This is a genomic window from Pseudonocardia sp. C8, assembly GCF_014267175.1.
GTDB lineage: Bacteria > Actinomycetota > Actinomycetes > Mycobacteriales > Pseudonocardiaceae > Pseudonocardia.
This window is the reverse complement of record NZ_JACMTR010000001.1, coordinates 97,442-120,392: the sequence shown is the minus strand read 5'-3', so window position 1 is coordinate 120,392 and position 22,951 is coordinate 97,442. Positions and strand designations below refer to the sequence as shown.

Annotated in this window: 16 protein-coding genes and 1 pseudogene; 12 read left to right on the top strand and 5 right to left on the bottom strand. The window is 66.2% G+C overall.

The features are described 5' to 3' along the window. Window positions 1-117 precede the first annotated feature (117 nt). Entirely contained in the window at window positions 118-879 is a 762-nt protein-coding gene (locus H7X46_RS30465) for a FadR/GntR family transcriptional regulator (RefSeq protein WP_186357522.1), read from the top strand. A gap of 616 nt (window positions 880-1,495) precedes the next feature. Here the strand turns inward: H7X46_RS30465 and H7X46_RS00550 are convergent. The 5 genes and pseudogenes from H7X46_RS00550 to H7X46_RS00530 form a co-directional block, all read right to left on the bottom strand. Then, window positions 1,496-2,851, bottom strand: a complete 1,356-nt coding sequence (locus H7X46_RS00550; RefSeq protein ID WP_186357521.1) for an Nramp family divalent metal transporter — start codon at window positions 2,849-2,851, stop codon at window positions 1,496-1,498. A 335-nt stretch (window positions 2,852-3,186) separates the two neighbouring features. Then, window positions 3,187-4,372 (bottom strand): annotated as a pseudogene (locus H7X46_RS00545) (IS110 family transposase). Between the two features lie 719 nt (window positions 4,373-5,091). After that, window positions 5,092-6,318, bottom strand: a complete 1,227-nt coding sequence (locus H7X46_RS00540; RefSeq protein WP_186357520.1) for a CaiB/BaiF CoA-transferase family protein — start codon at window positions 6,316-6,318, stop codon at window positions 5,092-5,094. 269 nt (window positions 6,319-6,587) lie between these two features. Further along, window positions 6,588-7,109, bottom strand: coding sequence for a gamma carbonic anhydrase family protein (locus H7X46_RS00535; protein ID WP_186357534.1), 522 nt, complete (start codon window positions 7,107-7,109; stop codon window positions 6,588-6,590). Window positions 7,110-7,398: 289 nt separating this feature from the next. Next, window positions 7,399-8,598 carry a CaiB/BaiF CoA-transferase family protein gene (locus H7X46_RS00530; RefSeq protein WP_186357519.1) on the bottom strand — a complete coding sequence of 400 codons (1,200 nt, stop codon included), beginning with the start codon at window positions 8,596-8,598 and terminating at the stop codon, window positions 7,399-7,401. Between the two features lie 43 nt (window positions 8,599-8,641). Here H7X46_RS00530 and H7X46_RS00525 point away from each other — a divergent pair, with 43 nt between their 5' ends. The 11 genes from H7X46_RS00525 to H7X46_RS00475 all read left to right on the top strand — a co-directional run bounded on the left by H7X46_RS00525 (window position 8,642) and on the right by H7X46_RS00475 (window position 22,913). Next, a complete protein-coding gene (locus H7X46_RS00525; protein ID WP_222131143.1) occupies window positions 8,642-9,406 on the top strand; it encodes a FadR/GntR family transcriptional regulator in 765 nt (254 codons plus the stop codon). Window positions 9,407-9,632: 226 nt separating this feature from the next. Continuing rightward, window positions 9,633-10,985, top strand: coding sequence for an Nramp family divalent metal transporter (locus tag H7X46_RS00520; RefSeq protein ID WP_186357518.1), 1,353 nt, complete (start codon window positions 9,633-9,635; stop codon window positions 10,983-10,985). Between the two features lie 47 nt (window positions 10,986-11,032). Next, window positions 11,033-12,658 (top strand): FAD-binding oxidoreductase, encoded by a 1,626-nt coding sequence (locus H7X46_RS00515; RefSeq protein ID WP_186357517.1) that lies wholly within the window; start codon window positions 11,033-11,035, stop codon window positions 12,656-12,658. 88 nt (window positions 12,659-12,746) lie between these two features. Next, window positions 12,747-14,198 carry an FAD-linked oxidase C-terminal domain-containing protein gene (locus H7X46_RS00510; RefSeq protein ID WP_186357516.1) on the top strand — a complete coding sequence of 484 codons (1,452 nt, stop codon included), beginning with the start codon at window positions 12,747-12,749 and terminating at the stop codon, window positions 14,196-14,198. 5 nt (window positions 14,199-14,203) lie between these two features. Then, window positions 14,204-15,466, top strand: a complete 1,263-nt coding sequence (locus H7X46_RS00505; protein ID WP_186357515.1) for an FAD-binding oxidoreductase — start codon at window positions 14,204-14,206, stop codon at window positions 15,464-15,466. Further along, on the top strand, window positions 15,463-16,794 hold the full coding sequence (locus H7X46_RS00500) for a (Fe-S)-binding protein (protein WP_186357514.1): 1,332 nt from the start codon (window positions 15,463-15,465) through the stop codon (window positions 16,792-16,794). The genes H7X46_RS00505 and H7X46_RS00500 overlap by 4 nt, the downstream gene beginning before the upstream one ends. Continuing rightward, window positions 16,791-17,615: a hydroxypyruvate isomerase family protein gene (locus tag H7X46_RS00495; RefSeq protein ID WP_186357513.1), complete on the top strand. Its 825-nt coding sequence runs from the start codon at window positions 16,791-16,793 to the stop codon at window positions 17,613-17,615. Before H7X46_RS00500 ends, H7X46_RS00495 begins: the two co-directional genes overlap by 4 nt. Further along, window positions 17,612-18,547, top strand: coding sequence for a 2-hydroxy-3-oxopropionate reductase (locus H7X46_RS00490; RefSeq protein WP_255426057.1), 936 nt, complete (start codon window positions 17,612-17,614; stop codon window positions 18,545-18,547). Before H7X46_RS00495 ends, H7X46_RS00490 begins: the two co-directional genes overlap by 4 nt. 31 nt (window positions 18,548-18,578) lie before the next feature. Further along, entirely contained in the window at window positions 18,579-20,363 is a 1,785-nt protein-coding gene (gcl, locus tag H7X46_RS00485) for a glyoxylate carboligase (protein ID WP_186357511.1), read from the top strand. A gap of 12 nt (window positions 20,364-20,375) precedes the next feature. Further along, on the top strand, window positions 20,376-21,011 hold the full coding sequence (locus H7X46_RS30460) for a glycerate kinase (RefSeq protein WP_186357510.1): 636 nt from the start codon (window positions 20,376-20,378) through the stop codon (window positions 21,009-21,011). A 276-nt stretch (window positions 21,012-21,287) separates the two neighbouring features. After that, a complete protein-coding gene (locus H7X46_RS00475) occupies window positions 21,288-22,913 on the top strand; it encodes an FAD-binding oxidoreductase (protein WP_186357509.1) in 1,626 nt (541 codons plus the stop codon). Window positions 22,914-22,951 lie beyond the last annotated feature (38 nt).

Here is a 22,951-nt window from a genome sequence, read left to right as displayed (position 1 = left end):
CGGTCGCTGCCCAACACCGCGTGGTGCCACCACCACAAGCAGTGGCCGACAGCGGGGGGTCGACCAGGCCAGCCCTATGGTCCGACCCTGCCGTGAGGGCAGCGTACATTCTCGGACGTGACAGACGTTCCGCAGCCGGACGCCACGGGCTGGCAGCGGGTCCGGCGGGCCCGCGCTCATGAGCTTGTGATCGAGCAGATCGAGGCGCAGATCCGCCGCGGAGGCCTTCAACGTGGCGACCGCCTACCTGGAGAACGCCAGCTCAGCGGGCTACTGGGCGTCAGCAGGGCGTCGGTGCGCGAGGCTCTGCGGTCGCTCGAAGCACTCGGGATCCTCGCCGAACGCACGACCGCGGGCCCAGAATCGGGCCCAGTTCTCGCCAGCGGGCCATCCGACGCGCTGAGCTCCATGCTTCGACTGCACATCGGCCTCAGCAACTTCACGGAAGTCGAGGTCGTACAGACACGGTTGATGGTCGAGGAGTGGGCAGTCCGCGATGCAGCCGTCCGCATCACTCCCGACGACATCGCGGAGCTGTCAGCGGTGCTTGACCGCATGGACCGGCCGGGGATCGACATTGTGCAGTTCAACGCCCTCGATTCGGCGTTCCACAATGGGATCGCCTTGGCCTGCCAGAACCGCTTGATCGGCCACCTGACCGGCGCGTTGCGGGATGCCGTCGAACGTCACCGACTTGTCGCCATGCGGTCGTTCGGCCCCTGGAAGCAGGTATCCGTACAGCTTCAGACCCAGCATCGCGACATCCTCGACTGCATCGCCTCCCGCCAACCGGACGCCGCTGCCGAGGCGCTCCGCCACCATCTGGAGCACACCTATCCTGGGATCGTCGGAGGCCGGCCAGGCCGCTCTTCCCCATAGTGGGAGCTGCCGACCGATCGCAAGACGAAACGTGCCGCTACCGGCTTCCGGCCGGTGGTGAAGGTGTGCGTCAGTGAGACGGGCGCTGGCCGGGCGCTCTGGCTGGCCGGGGGTGCACTGCGCCCGCACTGAACGTTACACGCTGACCCACCTGCCACCACCCTTGAAGAGGGCGCTGCGACGGCACCTCGCCACCGGCGACCTCCCGAGGTTTGGCGGGATTCGTCGTTCACAATGCGTTGATGCCGTCTGGAACCCCAGGTTGATACTGCGCCGCGGAGCCGCGTTGCGCCGGCGGTGGTGCGGGAATCATCATCCCTTGACCGTCGGTACGACCGATGACGATCACTCGCGCGCATCCGCGAAATATCCGGGCAAACTCTGCGTACCGCCACCGGCCGGGCGGACCAGAAACGGATCATCATGCCCCGATCGATCACCGTACACCCACGGAGCTATTCGAGGTATACGACGCGCCCCCGGTGCGCCGCCACGTGCCGCTGCGCGAGCCCACCTCCTGTCTGCTGGACGCACGGCAAAGACTTACTCCCACCGTGGAGTCGACAACCTACGTGATAACCTGCCGGGCGCAGCCAGCAATTCAATCATATTTAAGCTAACCAAATATCGTGGCAATCGTACTGTAAAGGCCGACTGCGGCGCCCCCAAGTGATGCCACCGCCAGAACAATGAGGACCAGGAGCACAGCACTCTGCCATTTTCGCACGAACCGCTGTGGGAGGAACTTGGCGCTGGCGGTGAGCCGGAAGGTCCCCAGGAGCATGACCGGGGTGGATATTAGCGGGATCGTCACTGCCACGACTGCGAGTACAACGGTGCTCGGTGCCCAGGGTGTTGCAAAGACGATCGGAAGTGTCAGACCGAGACCGGATAGCCACTTGACGATCGGGTCTCGGTCAATTTTGCCGTACCGGTCACGACGCGTAGGGAATGCGTTATGGATCGCATCCACAACGGTCCTACTAAATAGGAAAATCGTGCCGATGATCGAACTGAAGGAAGCGAAGAACACGGCAATCCACAGGAGCGGAGGGCCGATTGTCCCGACTGCGGAGTGCATAAGCCTGGATAGATCATCGACGCCACTGATCGCGAAGCCTTTGCCATGTGCGTTCTCAGCGGCGACCGCCCAGATGCTGAAATCAATGATTGCAACCCCGGTTATCGCGACTAACAGGTCGAGCACCTGTACCTTCCGGTAGCGGTGGCTACGCCATCCCTTCTCATAAATTGCGTAATTGTATACGATAGCGGCCGGCGTGACGCCAGCGACACCGACAAGCGCGACAATAATCAGAATCGAACCGAATACTCCGGTGTCGGCGGGCAGGCTAAACAGGAATCCGCGCAAGAATTCGCCGACGGCTGGGGCTTGGGCGATTGCCACGAACAGAAATGTCAATGCCAGCACCAGAATTGTCAGACGCGAGACATTTTCAACGGCCTGATAGAGCTTTTTCGCCTTAAGTGTCACCACGGCGAGTATTAGGGTCGCCAACGCGCCGATAAATCTAGCCCAGTCTTCCCCTCCAAAACCCGCAAGCTGTGCGAGGGCCGTGCCAGCGGCGGGAAAATAGAATGACCCGTAGGCGAAAATTCCAAGGAAGAGCCCAAGGCCGGTCAGCAGCGGGTAAGGCTTGCCGAGTTTCGCAAAGCCTTGCATGATAGTGAGCTGATCTGTGTTGAGGAGTTGGTACTTTGATGTCATGAACATGAAGAAGAACTTGCTGAGGAGGACGAGGGCGAATCCCCACAGCAGGGCGTAACCATAGTTGCCCCCGGCTACTGCTACGTCTACCAGCTCGCCGCTTCCAAGCAGCGTCATCGCGGCAAAAATTCCGGGGCCTATTTGCCGGGCGTACCCACGCCAGCCTGAAGGCAGAGTCGGCGGGGCGACTTTACCTCCAGACGAGTCAGTGTTTGCCGTGGAATCTGGGTCACTCACGGTCATCGGGAGTTTCTCCTTCGAGATTCGCGGTGCTGCTGGCTGCCCCTATGCGGCGCCCTGGCGAGATCAGAGGCGCTGCGGTCTCTCGCCCAACACGTGCTGGGAGCACGCGGCGAGGTCGGATGGTGGTCAGACCAAGAAGACGCCAAGAGGGAGGGTATGGCGCGCATCACGTCCGCGCAAGAGTTATCTTCCACGTAGAGGCTCCGGGATTCCGCATCGTGGAATACAGTTGGTTGCCCCACAATGGGCGACTCTCCCGGAGCATGTTGGCCGGGCCATTGGCCTAGCGAGGAGCTCCTGGAGGTCAGACGACCTCATGCGGACTGCCGGCGGCCTTAGGGACGTCGGTCGCGGAGCATGGCGTAGATGACGTCGGTGCGGCGTCGGGCCAGGCAGATCAGGGCGGCGTTGTGTCGCTTGCCCTGGGCGCGTTTGCGGTCGTCGTAGGTGCGGCTGGCCGGGTCGGCCAGCGCGGCGAACGCGGAGAGGAACAGCGCCGATTTCAGGGCGTGGTTGCCGGCGCTGGGAGCGCGTTTCACCCTTGATCGACGTCCCGGAGCGACGCGTCACGGGTGCGAGACCGGCGTAGGCGGCCAGGTGTCCTGCGGTGGGGAACGCTCGTCCGTCGCCGACGATGGTGAGGATCTTGATGGCGGTCCTGACCCCGAGTCCGGGCATCGAGGTCAGGACCGGTCCACGAGGGTGGGCCTCCAGGCGGGCCTCGAGCTCGGCGGCAAGATCGTCACGCTCACGGTGCACGTCGCGCAGCTGGGTCGCGACCCCGGCAATCACCCGGGCAAACCCCGCGGTCCCGGGGACGACGACGCCCTGGGCGTCGAGCGCGGCCAGGATCTGAGCGGGCAGGGTGCGGGCCAGGCGAGGCGATCGGGGTCGCATCGTCTCGGCGATCCCGTCGACACCGAGGTCGCGCAGTGCCTGCGGAGTCGGCGCGGCGGCGAGCAGGTCGAGCACTCCACCGCGGTCCAGGCGCGGGCCGAGCAGCCGCTCCAGTGCGGGGTGGACGTGCAGCAGCGCGTCGCGCAGCCGATTCGTCAGCCGGGTGGACTGCCCGGCCAGGTCGTCGTCGTAGCCGGCAAGAACGCTGAGTTCGGCGAGGGTCTCGTCGTCGGCGCCGACCCGGCGCAGGGTGTGCGGCATGGTGCGGGCGGCCTCGGCGATCACGTGCGCGTCGCGGGCGTCGGTCTTGGCCTGTCCGGGGTGCAGGTCGGCGATGCGACGCATCGCCAGCCCGGGCAGGTAGGCCACGTCGATGCCCATGTTGCGGGCGACCGCGACCGCCAGCGCGCCGATCGAGGCCGGCTGGTCGACTACCACCAGCACCGGGCCCCGCTCGGCAAGAACGGCCAGGACCTCGCGCAGCGAGGTCTCGTCGTTGGGCAGCGCCTTGTCATGTACGCGCCTGCCCTCGGTGTCGAGTGCGCAGGCGTGGTGCTCGGATTTGCCGACGTCGAGGCCGCAGAACACCGCGTACCCGGTCGGAGGCTGATCAGGATCGGGCAACGGCCGCTCACTTCTCGTCGCGGCAGGCCGACCTGGAGCACCCGCGCCGGCAGCCACGCCTGCGAGCAGACCGGCGTGCGGTCAGGTCTCTATCAGCGGTCGTTGGCGTCCTCCGGCCGCGGCGACAGACAACACCCCCAGATCATCAAGCGACAGGGGCAACAAGTCATACCGCGGCCGGCGGCCTGCAAGCCCTCACCGGGCTTGATCAAGAAGGTAACGGGGTGTGACGAGACAGCCTTCAGGCGTTTGACCGGCGCGCAACGCTGCCGCGGCAAGGGCCCGCTGACCCCGCCGGCGAGTCCTCGCTGGTGCCTCATCGCGTCCTCGCCTCCGCCGTTTCCGATGCCGTCCGACGCGGTGGCGCGGGCGGCGGCCGGAACGAGCGCGGCGTAGGTCGCCAGGTCGAGCACGACCCGCTGTGCTGGATTCGACGCCGAGCTCGACCCGGCCGGGCCGGTCGCCGCGCGGTGCACGCCGTGAACGCCTTCCAGCCGGGCCGCCTCGGCCCGCGAGGGCACGGCCGGGCGGATCGAGAACGCCCAGGTCGCGGTGGATCTTCGGCGCCGTAGAACTCGTCGCCGGCTACCCACCGGGCGGGCACGCCGGCCTGCAGGGCACGGATGAGCATGCCGGTAGCCAGCGCGGATTTGGTCGCGAACCCGATGTCCGCCGGTACCCGGCATCCTCGAGCTAGTCTAGAACAAGACTGCTGCTCCTCAGACGAAATTGCTGGCATATCGAGCGAACGCGAGGTCAGTGGCGGTCCGCACCGCACCTCCACGGCTAAGCAGCTCGATCTCCTCAACTGTGAAACCAATCTCAGCGAGAACCTCGTGCGTATCTTGGCCGAGTGCCGGGACACCTCGTCGGGTACTGCGTGGGAAGCCGCGCGAGAGTTGCACCGGATGGCCAACTACGAGAGCTTGGCCCTGGCCTGCGACATCAACCTCATGGATCAGACTGTTCGCAGCGACCTGTGGATGGCGCAAGGCTTCTTCAAGTGTGAGATGTGGCGCACACGGTAAGTCGACGCTTCCGAACCGATCCAGGACCTCTCGCGTTTCGAGCTCCGCCACCACTGGAGCGAGTATTGCGTTAGCAAACTCATTGTTGCGTGCTTGCAAATCGGACGTCGCAAGTTCGGGATGCAAGCTAAGATCGTCGATACCAAGAGCCAAGCAGATAAGCCGCAACGGGTTCTCACAGAAGTGACCGACGACAGTAACTAAGCCGTCGCTCGTGGAGAACGTGCCGCTATAGCACTCCTTCTTCCGGTTGAGGTCCCGCCCGTACATTGTCCGCGCCGCCACCTCCACCATCTGCATAGCGAGCGCGGTGTCGACGAGGTTCACGCAGACTTCCTGCCCGCGCCCGGAATGCTCTCGCTCGTAAAGAGCAGCAAGAATGCCCTGGGCTAGCGCCGAACTCGCGGCGTACTCAACTTGGGCGGAGGGATTGAGGCTGGCGTCAATTCCCGGCGTCCCAGTTGTATAGGCAAGCCCGCTGACGCACTGAGCGAGCAGATCCTGGCCGGCTTTGTCGGGTGCAATGTTATCGAAGCCGGAGACGGCGCCATAGATAAGGCGAGGATAGCGATCAGCCAGATCGTCGTAGGCCAGGCCGAGGCGGTGCATGTCCTTCGATTGATAACTGTGCAGGAGAACGTCGGCTTGCTCGATCAACCGGTGGAGTACTTCTAACCCACTCCCGCCGCCCATTAGGTCGATGCAGATGCTACGCTTATTACGATTCATAGAAACGAAGTACGCAGATGCGTACCCGTTCTCAACTACAGCGCTGTCGAGACTTCGCATAGCATCGCCCGACGGGCTACTCTCAACCTTGACGACGTTGGCGCCAAAGTCAGCCAGATTCTGTGCTGCGAGCGGACCAACGGTGTGCTCACAAAGCTCGAGAACCCGGATCCCATCCAATGCTAGCATCGTGCTGCCTCCCCGCGCCTCCCTCGGATCATTGCGTTAGCTGGTGCCGAATCGTTGCTCCTAACGGCCCCAATGACGCCCACAAAGCGCCTCCTAGAATCGGTGCATGCGACACTGCCGCCGCTTAGTTGGTGGGGGATCGGCCTGCTTGAGGGCACTTAGCCAAGGCGGACCGAGACCCAACCGCTTAGATTTGGTCTCCGTTCATGTGGTCTCGTCACCGAACCCCAGAGCCGTCGGTGACGCACCCCTAACCCTCAGTGGATCGATCAGAGCCGCTCGGCGCACTGATGCGAGCGAAGCAATCGGCGATAGTTCTGGGCATTTGCCCGGATTGACGCCAATTCATCCGAGCCTATGGATCGGCGGATTTTGGCGGGCGTCCCCGCCACAAGCGATCCAGGGGGAATTACTTCGCCTTCAAGTACGACCGCTCCCGCAGCGATAAGTGATCCGTGTCCGACATTCGCTCCATTTAGAAGCACTGCCCCCATTCCGATCAGACAGTCATTCTGCACGGTTGCGCCGTGAACAACTGCTCGGTGCCCGACGCTGACGCCGTCACCAATTTGAACGGGGTACGAGGGGTCGGCATGGATCACGGACCCGTCTTGTACGTTGCTGCCAATACCGATGGTGATCGCGTCCTCGTCGGCGCGAAGCACGGCAGCGTACCAAATGCTCGAATTGTCGCCGATTACAACCTCTCCGATGAGCGTCGCTGTGGGCGCGACCCACGCCGTGTCGGCGAGTACGGGCACGTGGCCATCGTAGCTGAATAGGTTTGACATGCAGATCATGAATTCCTTCCCGTGCTCCGCGTTCGCGCTATCTGTAAGGACGAGCATGCCGGGTGTCGAGCTTCGTGGGCTCCGGCGGCCTGAGGGGCGTGTGGGAAACGAGCGCTCGATACCCAGGCGCGAAGGTGCGCACGGTTGACAGTTATCAACGGGAACACCTGACGAATCGTTCTTTGGCCAGACCGCACTGGTCAGGCCCGACCGAATCTGCAGGAGTTGCTCTCCGTACTGTGTGGAGTCTCGCCAGACCGCCGTCACCAGTGGCCTAGTCAGAACCACCTCAGGCCCCGGCGGCTGGCTCCCGCAACTGGTCCCGAACCGATTCCCGCACGGGCAGGACTGGTGGCGGGAGCTGATAACGAACCGGAGTAGCCGAGAGGCGAATCGGATTGCTGACCTGAGGGATGCTTCGGTCCCCGGCGCTCACTGTCCGTGTGGGATTAAGGCCCAGCTGATCAGCCATCATGAAAGCATCTCCGATCGAATTGACTGGGCCAGCCGGGACGCCAGCATTTCGCAGCAACGCGAGAAGTTCGGTCGTGGGGATCTCGGTGCACCGCGACTCTAGGAGGTCGATGAGCTCGTCGCAGTGTGCGACACGGTCCGCGTTCGTGCGAAATCGCGAATCGTCGGCCAAGTCCGACAGCTGAAGACTCCCGACAAGCGAGCGGAACTGCTTGTCGTTCCCGCAGGCCAAGGCGATCGAGCCATCCTGGCAGCGCAATGTCTGATAGGGCGCGATCGACGGATGGCGGTTTCCGATCCGCCCCGGGGAGATGCCCGTGCCGAGGTAGGCTGACGATTGGTTGACCATGCTGGCCAGCAACGACTGCAGCATCGTCACGTCGACACGTTGTCCCTGCCCGGTCGCCTCCCGGTGCCGCAGCGCTGCGAGAACCCCGACTGCTCCGTGCAACGCCGCGAGGACGTCGACGAGGGCGACCCCCACTTTCGCGGGCCCGCTCTCCTCGGTCCCGGTGATGCTCATCAGGCCGCCCACGGCCTGGACGAGGAGATCGTATCCGGCAAGATCGCTGGCCTGCGGTTCATCACCGAATGCCGAGATCGAGCAGTAGACGACGCCCGGATTGTGTTCCTGGACCTGCGAGTACCCCAATCCGAGCCGCTCGGCGACACCCGGGCGGAAATTCTCCACGATGATGTCCGCCGTGGCGGCGAGCTCGAGCGCCGCCGCTAGCTCAGACTCATCACGCAGATCTAGAATGATCGATCGCTTGTTCCGGTTCGCGCTCCAGAAGTAGGTCGCCTCGCCGTTGACGAATGGCGGACCCCAGGAGCGTGTGTCATCCCCGTCAGGCCTCTCGAGTTTGATTACGTCCGCGCCGAGATCGCCGAGAAGCATGGTCAGATATGGCCCGGCAAGGATTCGCGAAAGATCGAGGACGCGAACGCCTGCTAGACTCCCCTTCTTCAGAAGATCCTGCCCTGGCTGTTCCCACGAAACGTTATTCAGTGTCATCCTCAACCCTATGGTCAGGCCATCAGCGATGGTTGCGTAGCGTATGTTCCTGCGGGTGACTGCGCAAGATGTGCCAGACTTCGACCCGCGCGGGAAGCGCCGCAGCAGTGCGCACGCCCATCAACTCGTGATCGACCACGTCGAGGCGCTGATCCGGCGTGGGAGCCTACGGCGCGGCGACCGCCTACCTGGAGAACGTCAGCTCGCCGAGATGTTCGGCGTCAGCCGTGCATCCGTACGCGAAGCGGTCCGATCACTGCGAGCCATCGGCGTTCTCGCCGAGCGCACGACGGCCGGTCCGGGATCCGGGGCAGCCCTGGCGAGCGGGCCCTCCGACGCCCTGACAAGCATGCTCCGCCTCCACATCGCGTTGAGCAACTTCACCGAGACCGAGGTTGTCAGGACTCGGTTGATGGTGGAGCAGTGGGCGGTCCGCGAGGCCGCGGCCCTCGCGTCGCCAGAGGACATTCAGCGGCTCGAGGCCGTGCTGGACGAAATGGACCGCCCCGGCATCGACTACGCTCAGTTCAACGCCCTCGACTCGACCTTCCACACCGGCATCGCCCTGACCTGCGAGAACCGCCTACTTGGATGTCTGGCCGGCGCCCTGCGGGACGCCGTGGAGCGGCACCGCCTCGAAGCGATGCAAGCCCGTGGTCCGTGGGACCAGGTGGCAGCAAACCTACGGGCCCAGCACCGCGAGATCCTGACCTTCATCGCCGCGGGCCGACCGGAGGCCGCCGCGGAGGCGCTGCATCACCACCTGCGGTACATGCATCCGACCATCGTGAGCACCCTCAACCGCTAAATTTCGCATCGCGGAAGTTTGAGATCGTTGTCCGGAATTTGTCTTGCGTGTTCGTGGCTCAGGTCATACCCTGCTCGTCGGCACGTTGATGGCCTGACCAACCTGGGTCCGGCCACGCGGCCGTGACGGCGTTCGAGCACACGTCGTCGACACCCGGAGCGCAGTTCGCCTCCCCTTGGCGGGCGGCCTTCCCGCACCGACGAAGATCCACGGAGGAGGCGTTCCCATGGCAGTGAGCGACTCGAACGCGGCCCAAGACGGGGCAAGGAGGGTCGAGGCCGCCGCCGTTACACCGCCACGACGGTGGCGGGACTATGTCAAGGGCGTCGGTCCGGGGCTCCTGGTCAGCATGGCCTGGATGGGCGCCGGTGACCTCGTCGACTCAGCGGTGTCCGGTGCGAACTACGGCTACTCGTTGATGTGGGCCCTCGCGTTGGCGCTCATCAGCCGGTACTTCTTCACCAGCGCGATCGCGAAGTACGGGCTCTGCAACGCTGTCGGCGACGAGACGGTCCTCGCCGGCTTCGGCGCCCTGTGGAACAAGCTCCCGGTGGTCGTCGGGGCCCTGGCGCTGCTGAGTGGCTTCATCCTGCAGACCTACATGGTCGTCGCCGTGGGCAGCGCACTGCACCGCATCTTCCTGGGTTTCGGTGGTGACACTTGGGGCCCGTTCCTGTGGACGCTACTGGTGGCCGCGGTGGCCTGGCTGGTGCTGACCCGACCGAAGGCCTACTCGATACTCGAGATCATCGCCCGGATCAAGGTCGCCATCCTGGTGATCACTTTCCTCTACGCCGCCATCGCCTCGCAGCCGGACCCAGGCGAGATCGTCCACGGTCTCGCCTTCTCATCCCCACCCAACAGCGGCGCGTTCGCCACACTCCTGGTCGCGGCCGCGATCATCGGCGCCATCGGGGGCTCTGCTGGCAATCTGATGTATCCGGAGTTCATTCGTGACAAGGGCTGGCGCGGGCCGGGCTTCCTGCGACTGCAGCGGATTGACCTCCTAGCCGGTGTTGTCGCTGTCATCGTGGTCAACCTGTCCATCTGGATCGTGGCCGCCGAGGTGCTGCGTCCCGAAGGTCGACAGATTTCCTCGCTGGACGACCTCGGTGTGATGATGTCGCTTGCGCTCGGTCCGATCGGGCCCTGGTTGCTGTGGGTCGGGCTGGCGATGGCCGCGTTCTGCTCCCTGACCAGCTACGCGCGCGGTTACACGAAGATCTTCTTCAGCGGTCTGCAGCGGTCGTTCCCGAAGTACAAGGAAAAATACCCGCAGGTCGACAAGGCGCGTCCTTTCCGGGCCGTTCAGCTCGTACTCATGGTTTTCATACCTGTCCTGTTCGCGCTGCCCGTGTTCCCCGACGTCGTCGTGATGACCGTCGCCGGCAGCGCTACAGCGGGCCTCATGGCTCCGGTGGTCATCGTCGGCACGCTGGTCCTGACCAACGACAAGCGGAAGATGCTGCCGGGATACACCAATAAGTGGTGGGAGAACGTCATTCTCGTCGTCGTTGGCGCCATCGGTCTGTGGTCGGCGTACGGGCTGCTCACCGGTCTACCGCACCTCCTCAGCTAGCACTCCGCGTTGCGAACAGGAACTCCCGCACTATCAGAAGGGGAATCATGACCGAGGAAAACCTTGACGCCCGTCGTCGCAAGTTTTGGGGCTGGGGTTTCGCCGACACCGGCATCAGCGAGGCGGACGTCCACGAGCTGGGTAACATGATCCACAGCAAGTTCGGCTTTCCGATCCAAGATCTGACGCCGGCGCCGGAGATCGGTGAGATCACCCTGCGCGGGCCGCGCGTCAATCCACCGGATACGCTCGCGGGCATCTGCGAGGCGGACACCTGGACGCGGGCCGAACACACCCTGGGCAAGAACCTCGGCGACTTTGTCCGCGGCCTGGAGCGGAAGTTCGACAATCCGCCGGACTTCGTGGCGTTCCCGCGGACCGAGCAGGATGTCGTCTCGGTGCTGGACTGGGCACACGAGAATGATGTCGCGGTCGTCCCCTACGGTGGCGGTTCCTCCGTGGCCCAGGGGATCGAGCCGATCGTGTCCGACGACTACCGCGGCGCCATCACCCTGGATCTGCGTCATCTGAACCAGGTGCTGGAGATCGACCACGAATCCCGCTCCGCACTCATCCAAGGTGGGGTTCTCGGCCCGGACATGGAGAACCAGCTTCGCTCGCACGGGCTGACGATGCGGTTCTTCCTGCAGGCGTTCGAGTTCTCGACTCTCGGCGGCTGGATCGCCACCCGGGCGGCCGGCCACTTCGCCTCAGGGCTGACACAGATCGACGACTCCGTCCAGGCCCTTCGCGTGGTGACTCCCGAGGGCACGATCCAGACCCGACGGCTCCCCGCCGACGGCGCTGGCGTGTCGGCCGATCGCCTATTCATCGGTTCGGAAGGCACCCTCGGCGTGATCACTCAGGCCTGGATGCGGCTGCAGGATAGACCCACCTTCCGGGTCGGAACGTCGGTGCCCTTCAAGGACTTCGACAAGGCCGTAGCGGCGACGCGTGCGCTCGCCCAGTCCGGACTGACCCCGGCGAACTGCCGCCTCCTCGATCCTACCGAAAGCCTGCTCTCCGGGGCGTCCGACGGCACCGATTCAGTCCTCGTACTGGCATTCGAGTCGGCTGACCATCCCGTCGACGTTTGGATGCAACGCGCCGCGCAGATCTGCGCCGATCACGACGGCCGAGTGAGCGCAGAAGCGCTGCAGGGCAAGTCTGCCCCCGATGCAACCCACGCCGGAGCTGCCGGCAAGTGGCGAGACTTCTTTGTACGCGGGCCCTACTACAAGGAGGGCTACACGCGGATGGGCATCCTACGCGAGACATTTGAGACCGCCTGCACCTGGAGTGCCTTCCCGGAGCTCCACGCCCGGGTCGTCGAGGCGACGACGAAGGCAGCTCGCAGGGAGTGCGGGGACGGCGTTGTCGCCTGCCGCTTCACCCACGTGTACCCGGATGGCCCCGCTCCGTACTACACGGTCGTAGCTCCGGCCAAGCGCGGAGCCGAGACGAAGCAGTGGGCGGCGATCAAGCAGGCCGCCTCCGAGGCCGTCTTGGCCGCCGGCGGCACCATCACCCACCACCACGCCGTGGGCCGTTTCCACCGTCCCTGGTACGACGAGCAGCGCCCGGAGCTGTTCGCCTCCGCGCTGGCAGCGACGAAGAAGACCGTGGACCCGCACCTAGTGATGAACCCGGGTGTGCTCATCGACGGCAAGTAGCTGCCCGACGAAGCGGCTGCGGCGTCCGACAGTGGCGCCAGCGTTGTCGGCATCGATGCACCCCGTGGTTCAGGATGGGAGGTTTGTAATGGAGCCTGCGCGTCTGCGCGCCGAGTTCGCGGCAGCGGTCGGCGAGGACGGCGTCATCGATGACCCGACAGAGTTGCGGGCATACGAATGCGACGGGCTGACCGGCTACCGGGTGGTGCCGAGGCTGGTCTTGTTGCCCCGCACGGCGGAGGCGGTCGCGGCTGCCGTGCGGGTGTGTGCTCGCGCTGGCGTTCCGTTCGTCCCCCGCGGTGCGGGCACCGGTCTGTCGGGGGGCGCTCTGCCGGTCGCTGACGGCGTTGTCATCTCGCTGCAGCGGCTGCGTTCGATCCTGGAGATTGACCCGGTGAACTGCCGCGCGGTGGTCCAGCCTGGCGTGACCAACCTCGAGATCAGCCGGTCTGTAGCCGCGCACGGTCTGTACTTCGCACCGGACCCCTCCAGCCAGCAGGTTTGCACGATCGGCGGAAACGTCGCAGAGAACTCCGGTGGAGCGCACTGCCTGAAATATGGGTTCACCGTCCACCACATCCACGAGATCGAGGTCGTGCTACCCAACGGGAGCATCACCACGCTTGGCGGGGAGTCCGACCACGTAGCGGGCTACGATCTGCTTGGAGCCTTCATCGGGTCGGAGGGCACGCTCGGTGTGGTCACTTCGATCACGGTGAGGCTGCTGCGCAAACCGACCGCCGTGCAAACCCTGGTCGCCGACTTCGACTCCGTTGACGACGCCGGCGATACCGTCACCGCCATCATCGCCGCGGGGATCGTCCCAGCGGCAGTGGAGATGATGGACACTCTCGCCATCGAAGCCGTCGAGGCGGCGGTGGCCGCCGGATACTCCCGCGGTGTTGCCGCCGCGCTGATCGTCGAGCTGGATGGCCCGGTTGACGAGGTCGCGGCCCAGCTGGCCGAGGTCGAGCGGCTCTGCCACGAGCAGCGCTCGATCGCGGTCAAGATCGCCGCCACCTCAGACGAGCGTGCGACGATCTGGAAGGGACGCAAGGCGGCGTTCGCCGCGGTCGGCCGGATCAGCCCGGACTACTTCGTCCAGGACGGCGTCGTTCCTCGGACCCGGCTCTCCGAGACGCTCAACCGGATCTCCGAGCTCGCCGACGCAGCGGGCCTACGAGTAGCGAATGTGTTTCACGCCGGCGACGGCAACCTGCACCCGTTGGTGCTCTACAGCGAGGCCGCCGGCGAGCTCGAACGGGCCGAACACCTGTCCAGCGCAATCGCCGAACTGTGCGTTGAGCTCGGCGGCTCCCTCTCGGGCGAGCATGGGATCGGCACCGACAAGGCCTGCTCGATGCCGCGGCAGTTCACCGAGGCCGACCTAGCCACGATGCTGCGGTTGCGCACCGCATACGACCCAGTCGGCCTGTGCAACCCGGGGAAGGTATTCCCGACTCCGAGGCTGTGTGGCGAGCGCCCGGGCCCGCATCGGCCCCACCCGCTCGAGGCCGCAGGTCTCATCGAACGGACGTGATCACCATGGCAACTTCCACCGGATCCGGTGCGCGCGTTCAGCGCCTGCTCTCGCACCGCACTCTGCGTCCCACCACCACCACCGAGCTGGTCGAGGCTCTGTGCGAGAGCACCTCCGCCCAACCGCAGGTCACCGTCTGCGGGGCCGGTACTGCCGGAGCGTGGGCCGAGCAACCCGGCCATGCCGACCTGATCCTGGACACCACCGCGTTGAGCGGTGTCCTCACCTACAACCCCTCGGATATGACCGTCGCCGTGCGGGCCGGTACCACGCTGGAGTCGCTGCAGGCCGAGGTCGGCGAGAAACGCCAGCGGGTCGCGTTCGACCCGGCCCGGGCCGGACGGGGCGCCACCGTCGGTGGGCTGCTGGCCACCGCGGACGGCGGCCCGGCACGGCACGCCTTCGGTGCCCTGCGCGACCACGTCATCGGGGTCACTGTGGTACTCGCGGACGGCACCGTCGCCCGCTCTGGCGGACACGTGATCAAAAATGTTGCCGGTTACGACCTGACCAAGCTCTTCTCCGGCTCCTTCGGCACCCTCGGGGTCCTGTCCGAGATCGTGCTCCGGCTGCACCCCCGGCCGCGGGCAACGGCGACCGTCGAGGTCGAGATCCCCCGCACCGACGCCTTCGCGGCCTCGCAGACGATCGCCGCGGCCGGCATCGAGCCCGCCGCGGTCGAGCTGCTCAGCCTCAACGAGCCCGACAGCGCCCGGCTCCTGCTCCGCTTCGAGGGCAGCCCATCGGGGGTCAGCGAGCGGACGAGCGCGGTACGGGGACTTTCCCGGTACCCGGTCCACCTACTCGACGAGGAGGAAGCGATGCGGCGGTGGGCAGAAGTCGACGCGGTCTGCATTGGTGAGCCCGGCGACACAGTCGTGCGCTTCGGTGCCCGGCCGGCGGCCGCCGCCACGACGACGGCCCGGCTCGCGGCCGAGGCCGGGGGACTCGGACTGCAGCTCGAATCCGCGGGCACTCTGCAGCGCGGAGTGCACACAATTCGCTTGCGCCGCGGCGACGCCAAGGCCCACACACAGCTGCTGCGCGAGCTGCACGCTGCAGTCGGTCCGGCCTGCACCGTGCTACGCCGCGACGGCCTCGAACCCGGTGCCTCGCTCTGGGGGCCTGCGCCCGCAGCCGTGGCGCTGATGCGCGCGGTCAAACAGCGGTTCGACCCCGCCAACCGCTTCGGCGCAAGCCGGCTTGCAGCCTGGTTGAGCGCCCCCAGCACCAACGACGTCGCGACCGAGGGGGAGCAGCTGGCATGACCGACGTCCTCCGGCCCTCCGGGCCCACGGGCTCGTTCGACGCGCACCATCCACCCCGCCGTGAGGTGCTTGACGACTGCGTGCACTGTGGCTTCTGCCTGCCGACCTGTCCCACCTACGCCGTCACCGGTGAGGAGATGGAGTCCCCGCGCGGACGGATCTATCTCATGGATCTCGCCGCCCGCGGCGAGATCCCCCTCGACGAGGCATTCGGCGCTCGCATGGACTCCTGCCTCGGCTGCCTGGCGTGTGTCACCCACTGCCCATCCGGCGTCCAGTACGACAAGCTCATCGAGTCGGTCCGCCCCCAGGTCGAGCGGCAGATCCCGCGGACGGTCCCGGACAGGTTGCTCCGCACGCTGATCTTCGCGCTCTTCCCCTACCCAGGGCGGCTGCGCCTGGCCGCGCTCGGCGGCATCCTCTACCAACGGCTCGGCCTGCGTGCGTTGCTGCACGCACTCGGGGTGATTGCCCTGCTCCCGCCGCGGCTGCAGGCGCTAGAGGCGCTCCTGCCACGAGTGTCGCTGCGCGCCCTGTTCGCCCGCGGCACGCCGCATACCGCGGCCGTCGGCCCTCCCCGGCTGAGGGTGGGCATGATGCCCGGTTGCGCGCAACGGGTGTTCTTTGGCGACGTCAACGGTGCCACCGTCCGCGTATTGACCGCTGAGGGGTGCGACGTCTACATGCCGCAAGACAAGCAGTGCTGCGGCGCCCTTTCGGTGCACGCCGGGCAGACGGAGGACGGCCTGCGACGGGCGCGGGACACGATCGAAATGTTCGAACGCTACGACCTCGACGTCGTTGTCGCAAACGTCGCGGGCTGCGGCTCCACGCTCAAAGAATACGGCGACCTACTCGCTGACGACCCCGAGTACGCCGACCGAGCGGCGGCCTTCTCCGCGAAGGTGCGCGACATTAGCGAACTGATCACCGAGCTGTCGCCCCAAGCCTCTCGGCACCCGATCCCGACCACCGTCGCATACCACGACGCTTGCCACCTGGCCAACGCGCAGCAGATCCGTAGCCAACCCCGCGAGATGCTTCGCAGCATCCCCGGCCTGACGGTCACCGACATAGCCGAGGCCGACCTGTGTTGCGGCTCGGCGGGCATCTACAACCTCGTCCAGCCCGAGAAGGCCGAGGAGCTCGGCCGACGCAAGGTGACCAACCTCGAAGCCGTTACCCCGGACGTGGTCGCCACCGCCAACGCTGGCTGCCTGCTGCAGATTCGCCGATACCTCGATGCCAGCATTCCGTTGCTGCATCCCATCCAACTGCTCGACGCCTCGATTCGCGGTGTCGACCCGCTGAAGGAAGTCTCCAGATGACATTGCGCTACCTAGTGAATTGCTCAATCCTTCTCACCGACCTCCCTGTGCTGGAACGGCCCGCGGCCGCCAAAGCGGCCGGGTTCGACGCCGTGGAGTTCTGGTGGCCGTTCCCGGAGCCCGTTCCCGCCGACCGCGACGTCGACGCCTTCGAGCAGGCCGTACGCGATGCCGGTGTCGCGCTCGTCGGGCTCAACTTCTTCGCGGGCGATATGCCCGGCGGGGACCGTGGTGTCGTCTCCTGGCCGGGCCGTGCGACGGAGTTCCGCGACAACGTCGACGTCGCGGTCGGGCTCGGCGAGCGGCTGGGTGTGCACGTGTTCAACGCCCTCTACGGCAACCGGCTTGATAACGCCGACCCGCTCCGGCAGGACGAGCTCGCCACGGAGAACCTGCTGGTGGCGGCGGAGGCGGCGGAGCGGATCGGCGCGACCGTGCTGGTCGAGCCGGTCAGCGGCGGCGGCCGGTATCCGCTGCGCACCGCCGACGATGCCGGCGCAGTGCTCGACGACCTCGCGTGCGCCGGAGCCGGCAACGTCGGCTTGCTCGCCGACCTGTACCACCTCGCGTCCAACGGCGACGACGTCGAGCGTGCCATTGCCCGATACCGGGACCGGATCGCGCACGTCCAGATCGCCGACACCCCGGGCCGCGGCGAGCCCGGCACAGGGCACTTGCCGCTCGCACGCTGGCTTGAGGATCTTGACCGCGGCGGCTATCAGGGATTCGTCGGCCTCGAGTACAAGGCCACCGCCGAGGATCCCTTCGCCTGGCTGCCCCGCGCCGAACGCGGCAGTGGCGCCCTCACCGACCACAGCTGAAGCGACCACGAGCCAGATCAGGAGAACACCACACCATGACCAGCATCGGATTCATTGGACTCGGCATCATGGGCGCGCCGATGGCCGCCAACCTCGCCGACGCTGGCTACGACGTCATCGGCTACAACCGCAGCCCGGACAAGATCGACGCCCTGGTCAAACACGGCGGCCGCGCAGCAACCAGCGTCGCCGAGGCGACCAAGGGTGCCGACATCGTGATCACGATGCTGCCCGACTCCCCGGACGTCACCGAGGTCGTCACCGGCGCCGACGGGGTGCTGGCCAACGCCCACCCGGGCCAGCTGCTGATCGACATGAGTACGATCCGCCCGGAAGTGTCCCGAGCGGTGGCCGCGGCCGGCGCGGAAGCCGGGCTGCGGGTGCTCGACGCCCCAGTCAGTGGTGGCGAGGCCGGCGCGATCGAGGGCACACTCTCGATCATGGTCGGCGGGAAGCCCGCCGACTTCGAGACCGCCGGACCGGTCCTCGAGGTTCTCGGCAGCACAATCGTGCACGTCGGGCCATCCGGCGCCGGACAGACAGTGAAGGCGGCCAACCAGCTGATCGTGGCCGGCAACCTCCAGCTGCTGGCCGAGGCCATCGTGTTCCTCGAGGCCTCCGGGGTCGACCTCGACGCCTCCGTCCGAGTGCTCGGCGGCGGACTGGCCGGGAGCACAGTGCTCGACCGCAAGGCCGCGAACATGGTCAACCGCGACTTCACTCCCGGCTTCCGGCTCGCTCTGCACCACAAGGACATGGGCCTCGTCACCGCCGCCGCCCGCGAGGCCGGCGTAGTGATCCCGCTCGGAGCCACCGTCGCCCAACTCATCGGCGCGCTCGTTGCCCGCGGGGACGGCCACCTCGACCACGCCGGGCTGTACAAGCTCACCTCCGAGCTGTCGCACCGGCTGCCCGACGCAGACCTGCGCTAAACCGGCACCCACGACGACCAGGAGACACACCATGCCCCGTATGACAGCGGCCGACGCCGCGGTCGCCGTGCTGCGCCGCGAAGGCATCACCGATCTTTTCGGGCTGCCCGGCGCTGCGATCAACCCCTTCTACGCCGCCGTCCGTCGCGACGGCGAACTCCGCCACACCCTGGCCCGCCACGTCGAGGGCGCCTCGCACATGGCCGAGGGCTACACACGCACCAAGCACGGCAACATCGGGGTCTGCGTCGGAACGTCCGGCCCCGCCGGCACTGACATGATCACTGGCCTGTACTCGGCCTCGGCAGACTCGATTCCGATCCTGGCCATCACCGGGCAGGCCCCGGTGGCCAAGTTGCACAAAGAGGACTTCCAGGCCGTCGACATCGCCGCGATCGCAAGCCCGGTCACCAAGTGGGCAGTCACAGTCATGGAGCCGGCGCAGGTCCCGGGCACGCTGCAGAAGGCGTTCTGGCTGATGCGCACCGGCCGCCCAGGACCGGTCCTGGTCGATCTGCCGATCGACGTCCAGCTCGCCGAGATCGAATTCGACCCGGACGGCTATGAGCCGCTGCCCGTGGTCCGTCCCGCTGCGACCCACGCGCAGGCTGAGAAGGCGCTCGATCTGCTCGAGCGGGCCGAGCGACCACTTATCGTCGCCGGCGGCGGGATCATCAACGCCGACGCCTCCGACCTGCTGGTCGAGTTCGCCGAGCTGACCGGGATTCCGGTCGTTCCGACCTTGATGGGTTGGGGTGCGATCCCCGACGACCACCGGCTGATGGCAGGTATGGCTGGCCTACAGACATCGCACCGCAGCGGCAACGCCACGGTCCTGGCCTCGGACACGATCATCGGTATCGGCAATCGGTGGGCCAACCGGCACACTGGCGACCTCGATGTCTACCGCGGTGACCGAACGTTCATCCACATCGACATCGAGCCCACCCAGATCGGCCGGGTCCTCGCCCCCGACTACGGCATCGTGTCCGACGCTCGGTTCGCCCTCGAACGCCTCGTCGAGGTCGCCCGCGAGCGGCGCGACGCCGGCCGGCTGGCCGACCGTTCGGCATGGGCAGACGAGTGCGTCGAGCGTCGGGGCACCCTGGAGCGGCGGACCCACTTCGACGACGTCCCGATCAAGCCGCAGCGGGTTTACGAGGAGATGAACCGCGCGTTCGGGCCAGATACCCGCTACGTCTCCGCCATCGGGCTGTCCCAGATCGCGGCCGCCCAGTTCCTGCACGTCCACCGTCCCCGGCACTGGATCAACTGCGGCCAGGCCGGCCCGTTGGGCTGGACGGTCCCGGCCGCGCTCGGGGTCTGCGTGGCCGACCCGGACGCCACCGTCGTGGCGATCACCGGCGACTATGACTTCCAGTTCCTGATCGAGGAGCTCGCCGTCGGCGCACAGTTCAACCTGCCCTACATCCACGTGCTGGTGAATAACTCCTATCTGGGCCTGATCCGGCAGGCCCAGCGCAATTTCGACATGGACTACTGCGTCCAGCTCGGCTTCGACAACATCAACTCACCGGAGACCGAGGGGTACGGCGTTGACCACCTCAAGGTCGCCGAGGGACTGGGCTGTAAGGCGGTGCGCGTGCGCACCCCCGATGAGCTGCCCACGGCCCTCGAACACGCCAAGAAGCTGGTTGCCGAGTACCGCGTCCCGGTGATCGTGGAGGTCATCCTCGAGCGGATCACCAACATCGCCATGAGCGGCACCGACATCGGCTCGGTCGTCGAGTTCGAGGACCTTGCCACACGCGCCGAGGACGCCCCCACCGCGGTCAACTCCGGGTTGCCGAGCTGAACCGGGTTAGGAATGCGCACCCTCATAGCCCCAGGCAAGGTCGACGGCTCACCGACTGCGGCCGAGGTGGCGGCCTACATTGCCACAGGGCTGCAACACACCGCCCCGGGGAGTGAAACCGACCGCTACCCGATCGCGGATGGCGGCGACGGCATATGGCCCCTGCCGCCGTCTCCGTCGGGTTCACCCCCACGGTCACGGCGACGGGTAAGCGGCCCGACCGGTGAGCCGATCACCGCCGCTACCCACGCCCGACGGCACGACCGCGGCGATCGAACTCGCCACGGTGGCCGGGCTCCACTGCCTGCCCGGTCGGCGATTCGTAACCGCGCCGCCTCCAGGCCGCGCGAGCGGCGCCCTGATCTCCGTCGCGTTGGGCTAGGGGAAGGCCTGCACAGGCCATCCGCAGCCCGACCGAGGGCCGGGCAACCGAGGCGGCAGCCACAATATTCCACGATACGGATGTGCACGCTCGTGCTGCGAAACCTGGGCTTGCGTTCGTGTGGGGTGCGCCATAGCATCTGCGCTAGCAGCATTGGCCTGACCATCGTCCGGCGTCCAACCGCCCTGCGATCTCCGCGCTCGGTTGCTCATGGCATCGCGGCCAGGCCCCTCCGGTCAGCGCGCCCGGCCCTGGGCCAGGTGTAGTTGACAACGTGACCGCACCGAGGAGCCGCTCGATGGCCGTGAGCAACTCAATTCCGACCGTCCACGCGTTCCGCGCCCTCCGACCATCGATGACGTGGCCGACCCAAACTGCAAGCAGGCGGCTACTTGGCGGCTACGCCGGACAGTGGAGAGACAACGCGGTTCGGATCTTCGTCAGCGGAGTCGGATGAGGCTTGCGAACCTTGTTCGCGCACTATCAGAACGAGTTGGCCGCAGTTCTGAGCACCATCATATGTCCCGTCTAGAAAGGCAAACATGACCGAGGAACACCTCGACAAGAGGACCAGGAAGTTCTGGGGCTGGGGTTTCGCCGGCACTGGCGTCGACGAACCAGAAGTACACGCCTTGGGTCAGATGATTCGCGACAAGTTCGGATTTCCGATCCAGGATCTGGCGACGGCTCCCGATATCAGCGAGATCGAGCTGCGGCAGCCGCGCGTCAGCCCACCGGAGTCGCTGGAGGAGATCTGCCAGGTCGACACCTGGACCCGAGCCGAGCACACACTGGGCAAGAACCTCGGTGACTTCTATCGTGGACTTGCTCGCCAATATGACAACCCCCCGGACTTCGTCGCCTTCCCCCGAACCGAGCACGACGTGGTATCGGTTCTGGACTGGGCGCACACCAATAATGTCGCAGTTGTTCCTTACGGAGGCGGGTCCTCCGTCGCCCAGGGCATCGAGCCGATTGTGTCCGACGATTACCGCGGTGCGATCACTCTGGACCTGCGCCACCTGAACCAGGTGCTGGAGGTCGACCAGGAATCGCGGTCCGCCCTCATCCAGGGCGGCGTTCTCGGACCGGACATGGAGAACCAGCTGCGCCCGTACGGGCTGTCGATGCGCTTCTTCCTCCAGGCGTTCGAGTTCTCCAGCCTCGGCGGGTGGATCGCGACCCGCGCGGCAGGACACTTCGCCACCGGGCCCACACAGATTGACGACTCGGTCCAGGCCCTCCGCGTGGTGACGCCCGCGGGGACGATCCAGACCCGCCGGCTCCCCAGTGATGGAGCCGGAACCTCCGCCGACCGCATGTTCATCGGCTCCGAGGGCACGCTCGGTGTAATCACTCAGGCCTGGATGCGTCTACAGGATCGCCCCACCTTCCGCGTGGGCACGTCCGTGCCGTTCAGCAACTTCGACAAGGCCGTGGCCGCGGTGCGCGTTCTGGCTCAGTCCGGGCTCGCCCCGGCGAACTGCCGGCTGCTCGACCCGACAGAGAGTCTGCTGTCCGGCGCCTCAGACGGCTCCGATTCAGTCCTCGTACTGGCATTCGAGTCCGCTGACCACCCGCTCGACGCTTGGATGCAACGCGCCGCACAGATCTGTGCCGACCATGGCGGCCGCGTAAGCGAGGCCGCACTGCAGGGCAAGAGCGAGGCTGAAGCCGCACGGTCCGGGGCCACTGGAAAGTGGCGGGATTTCTTCGTACGGGGCCCGTTCTACAAGGAAGGCTACACCCGCATGGGAATCGTGCGGGAGACGTTCGAGACGGCGTGCACCTGGAGTGCATTCCCGGAGCTCCATGCGCGGGTCGTCGAAGCAACGACCAAGGCGATGAAGGAGGAGTGCGGCGACGGCGCCGTTGCTTGCCGCTTCACGCATGTCTATCCGGACGGTCCTGCGCCGTACTACACCGTTATGGCACCTGGCAAGCGGGGCCGCGAGGTAGAGCAGTGGGCAGCGATCAAGCAGGCGGCCTCCGAGGCCGTCCTGTCTGCCGGAGGCACCATCACCCATCACCATGCCGTCGGGCGTTACCACCGGCCCTGGTATGACCAGCAGCGCCCGGACCTGTTCGCGTCTGCTCTCCGTGCGGCCAAGTCCGCGGTGGATCCGGCCCTCGTGATGAACCCCGGCGTCCTCATCGACCCGAAGTAGCCGCCGCGGCGGGGCGCTATCAATCACCCAGTGATAGC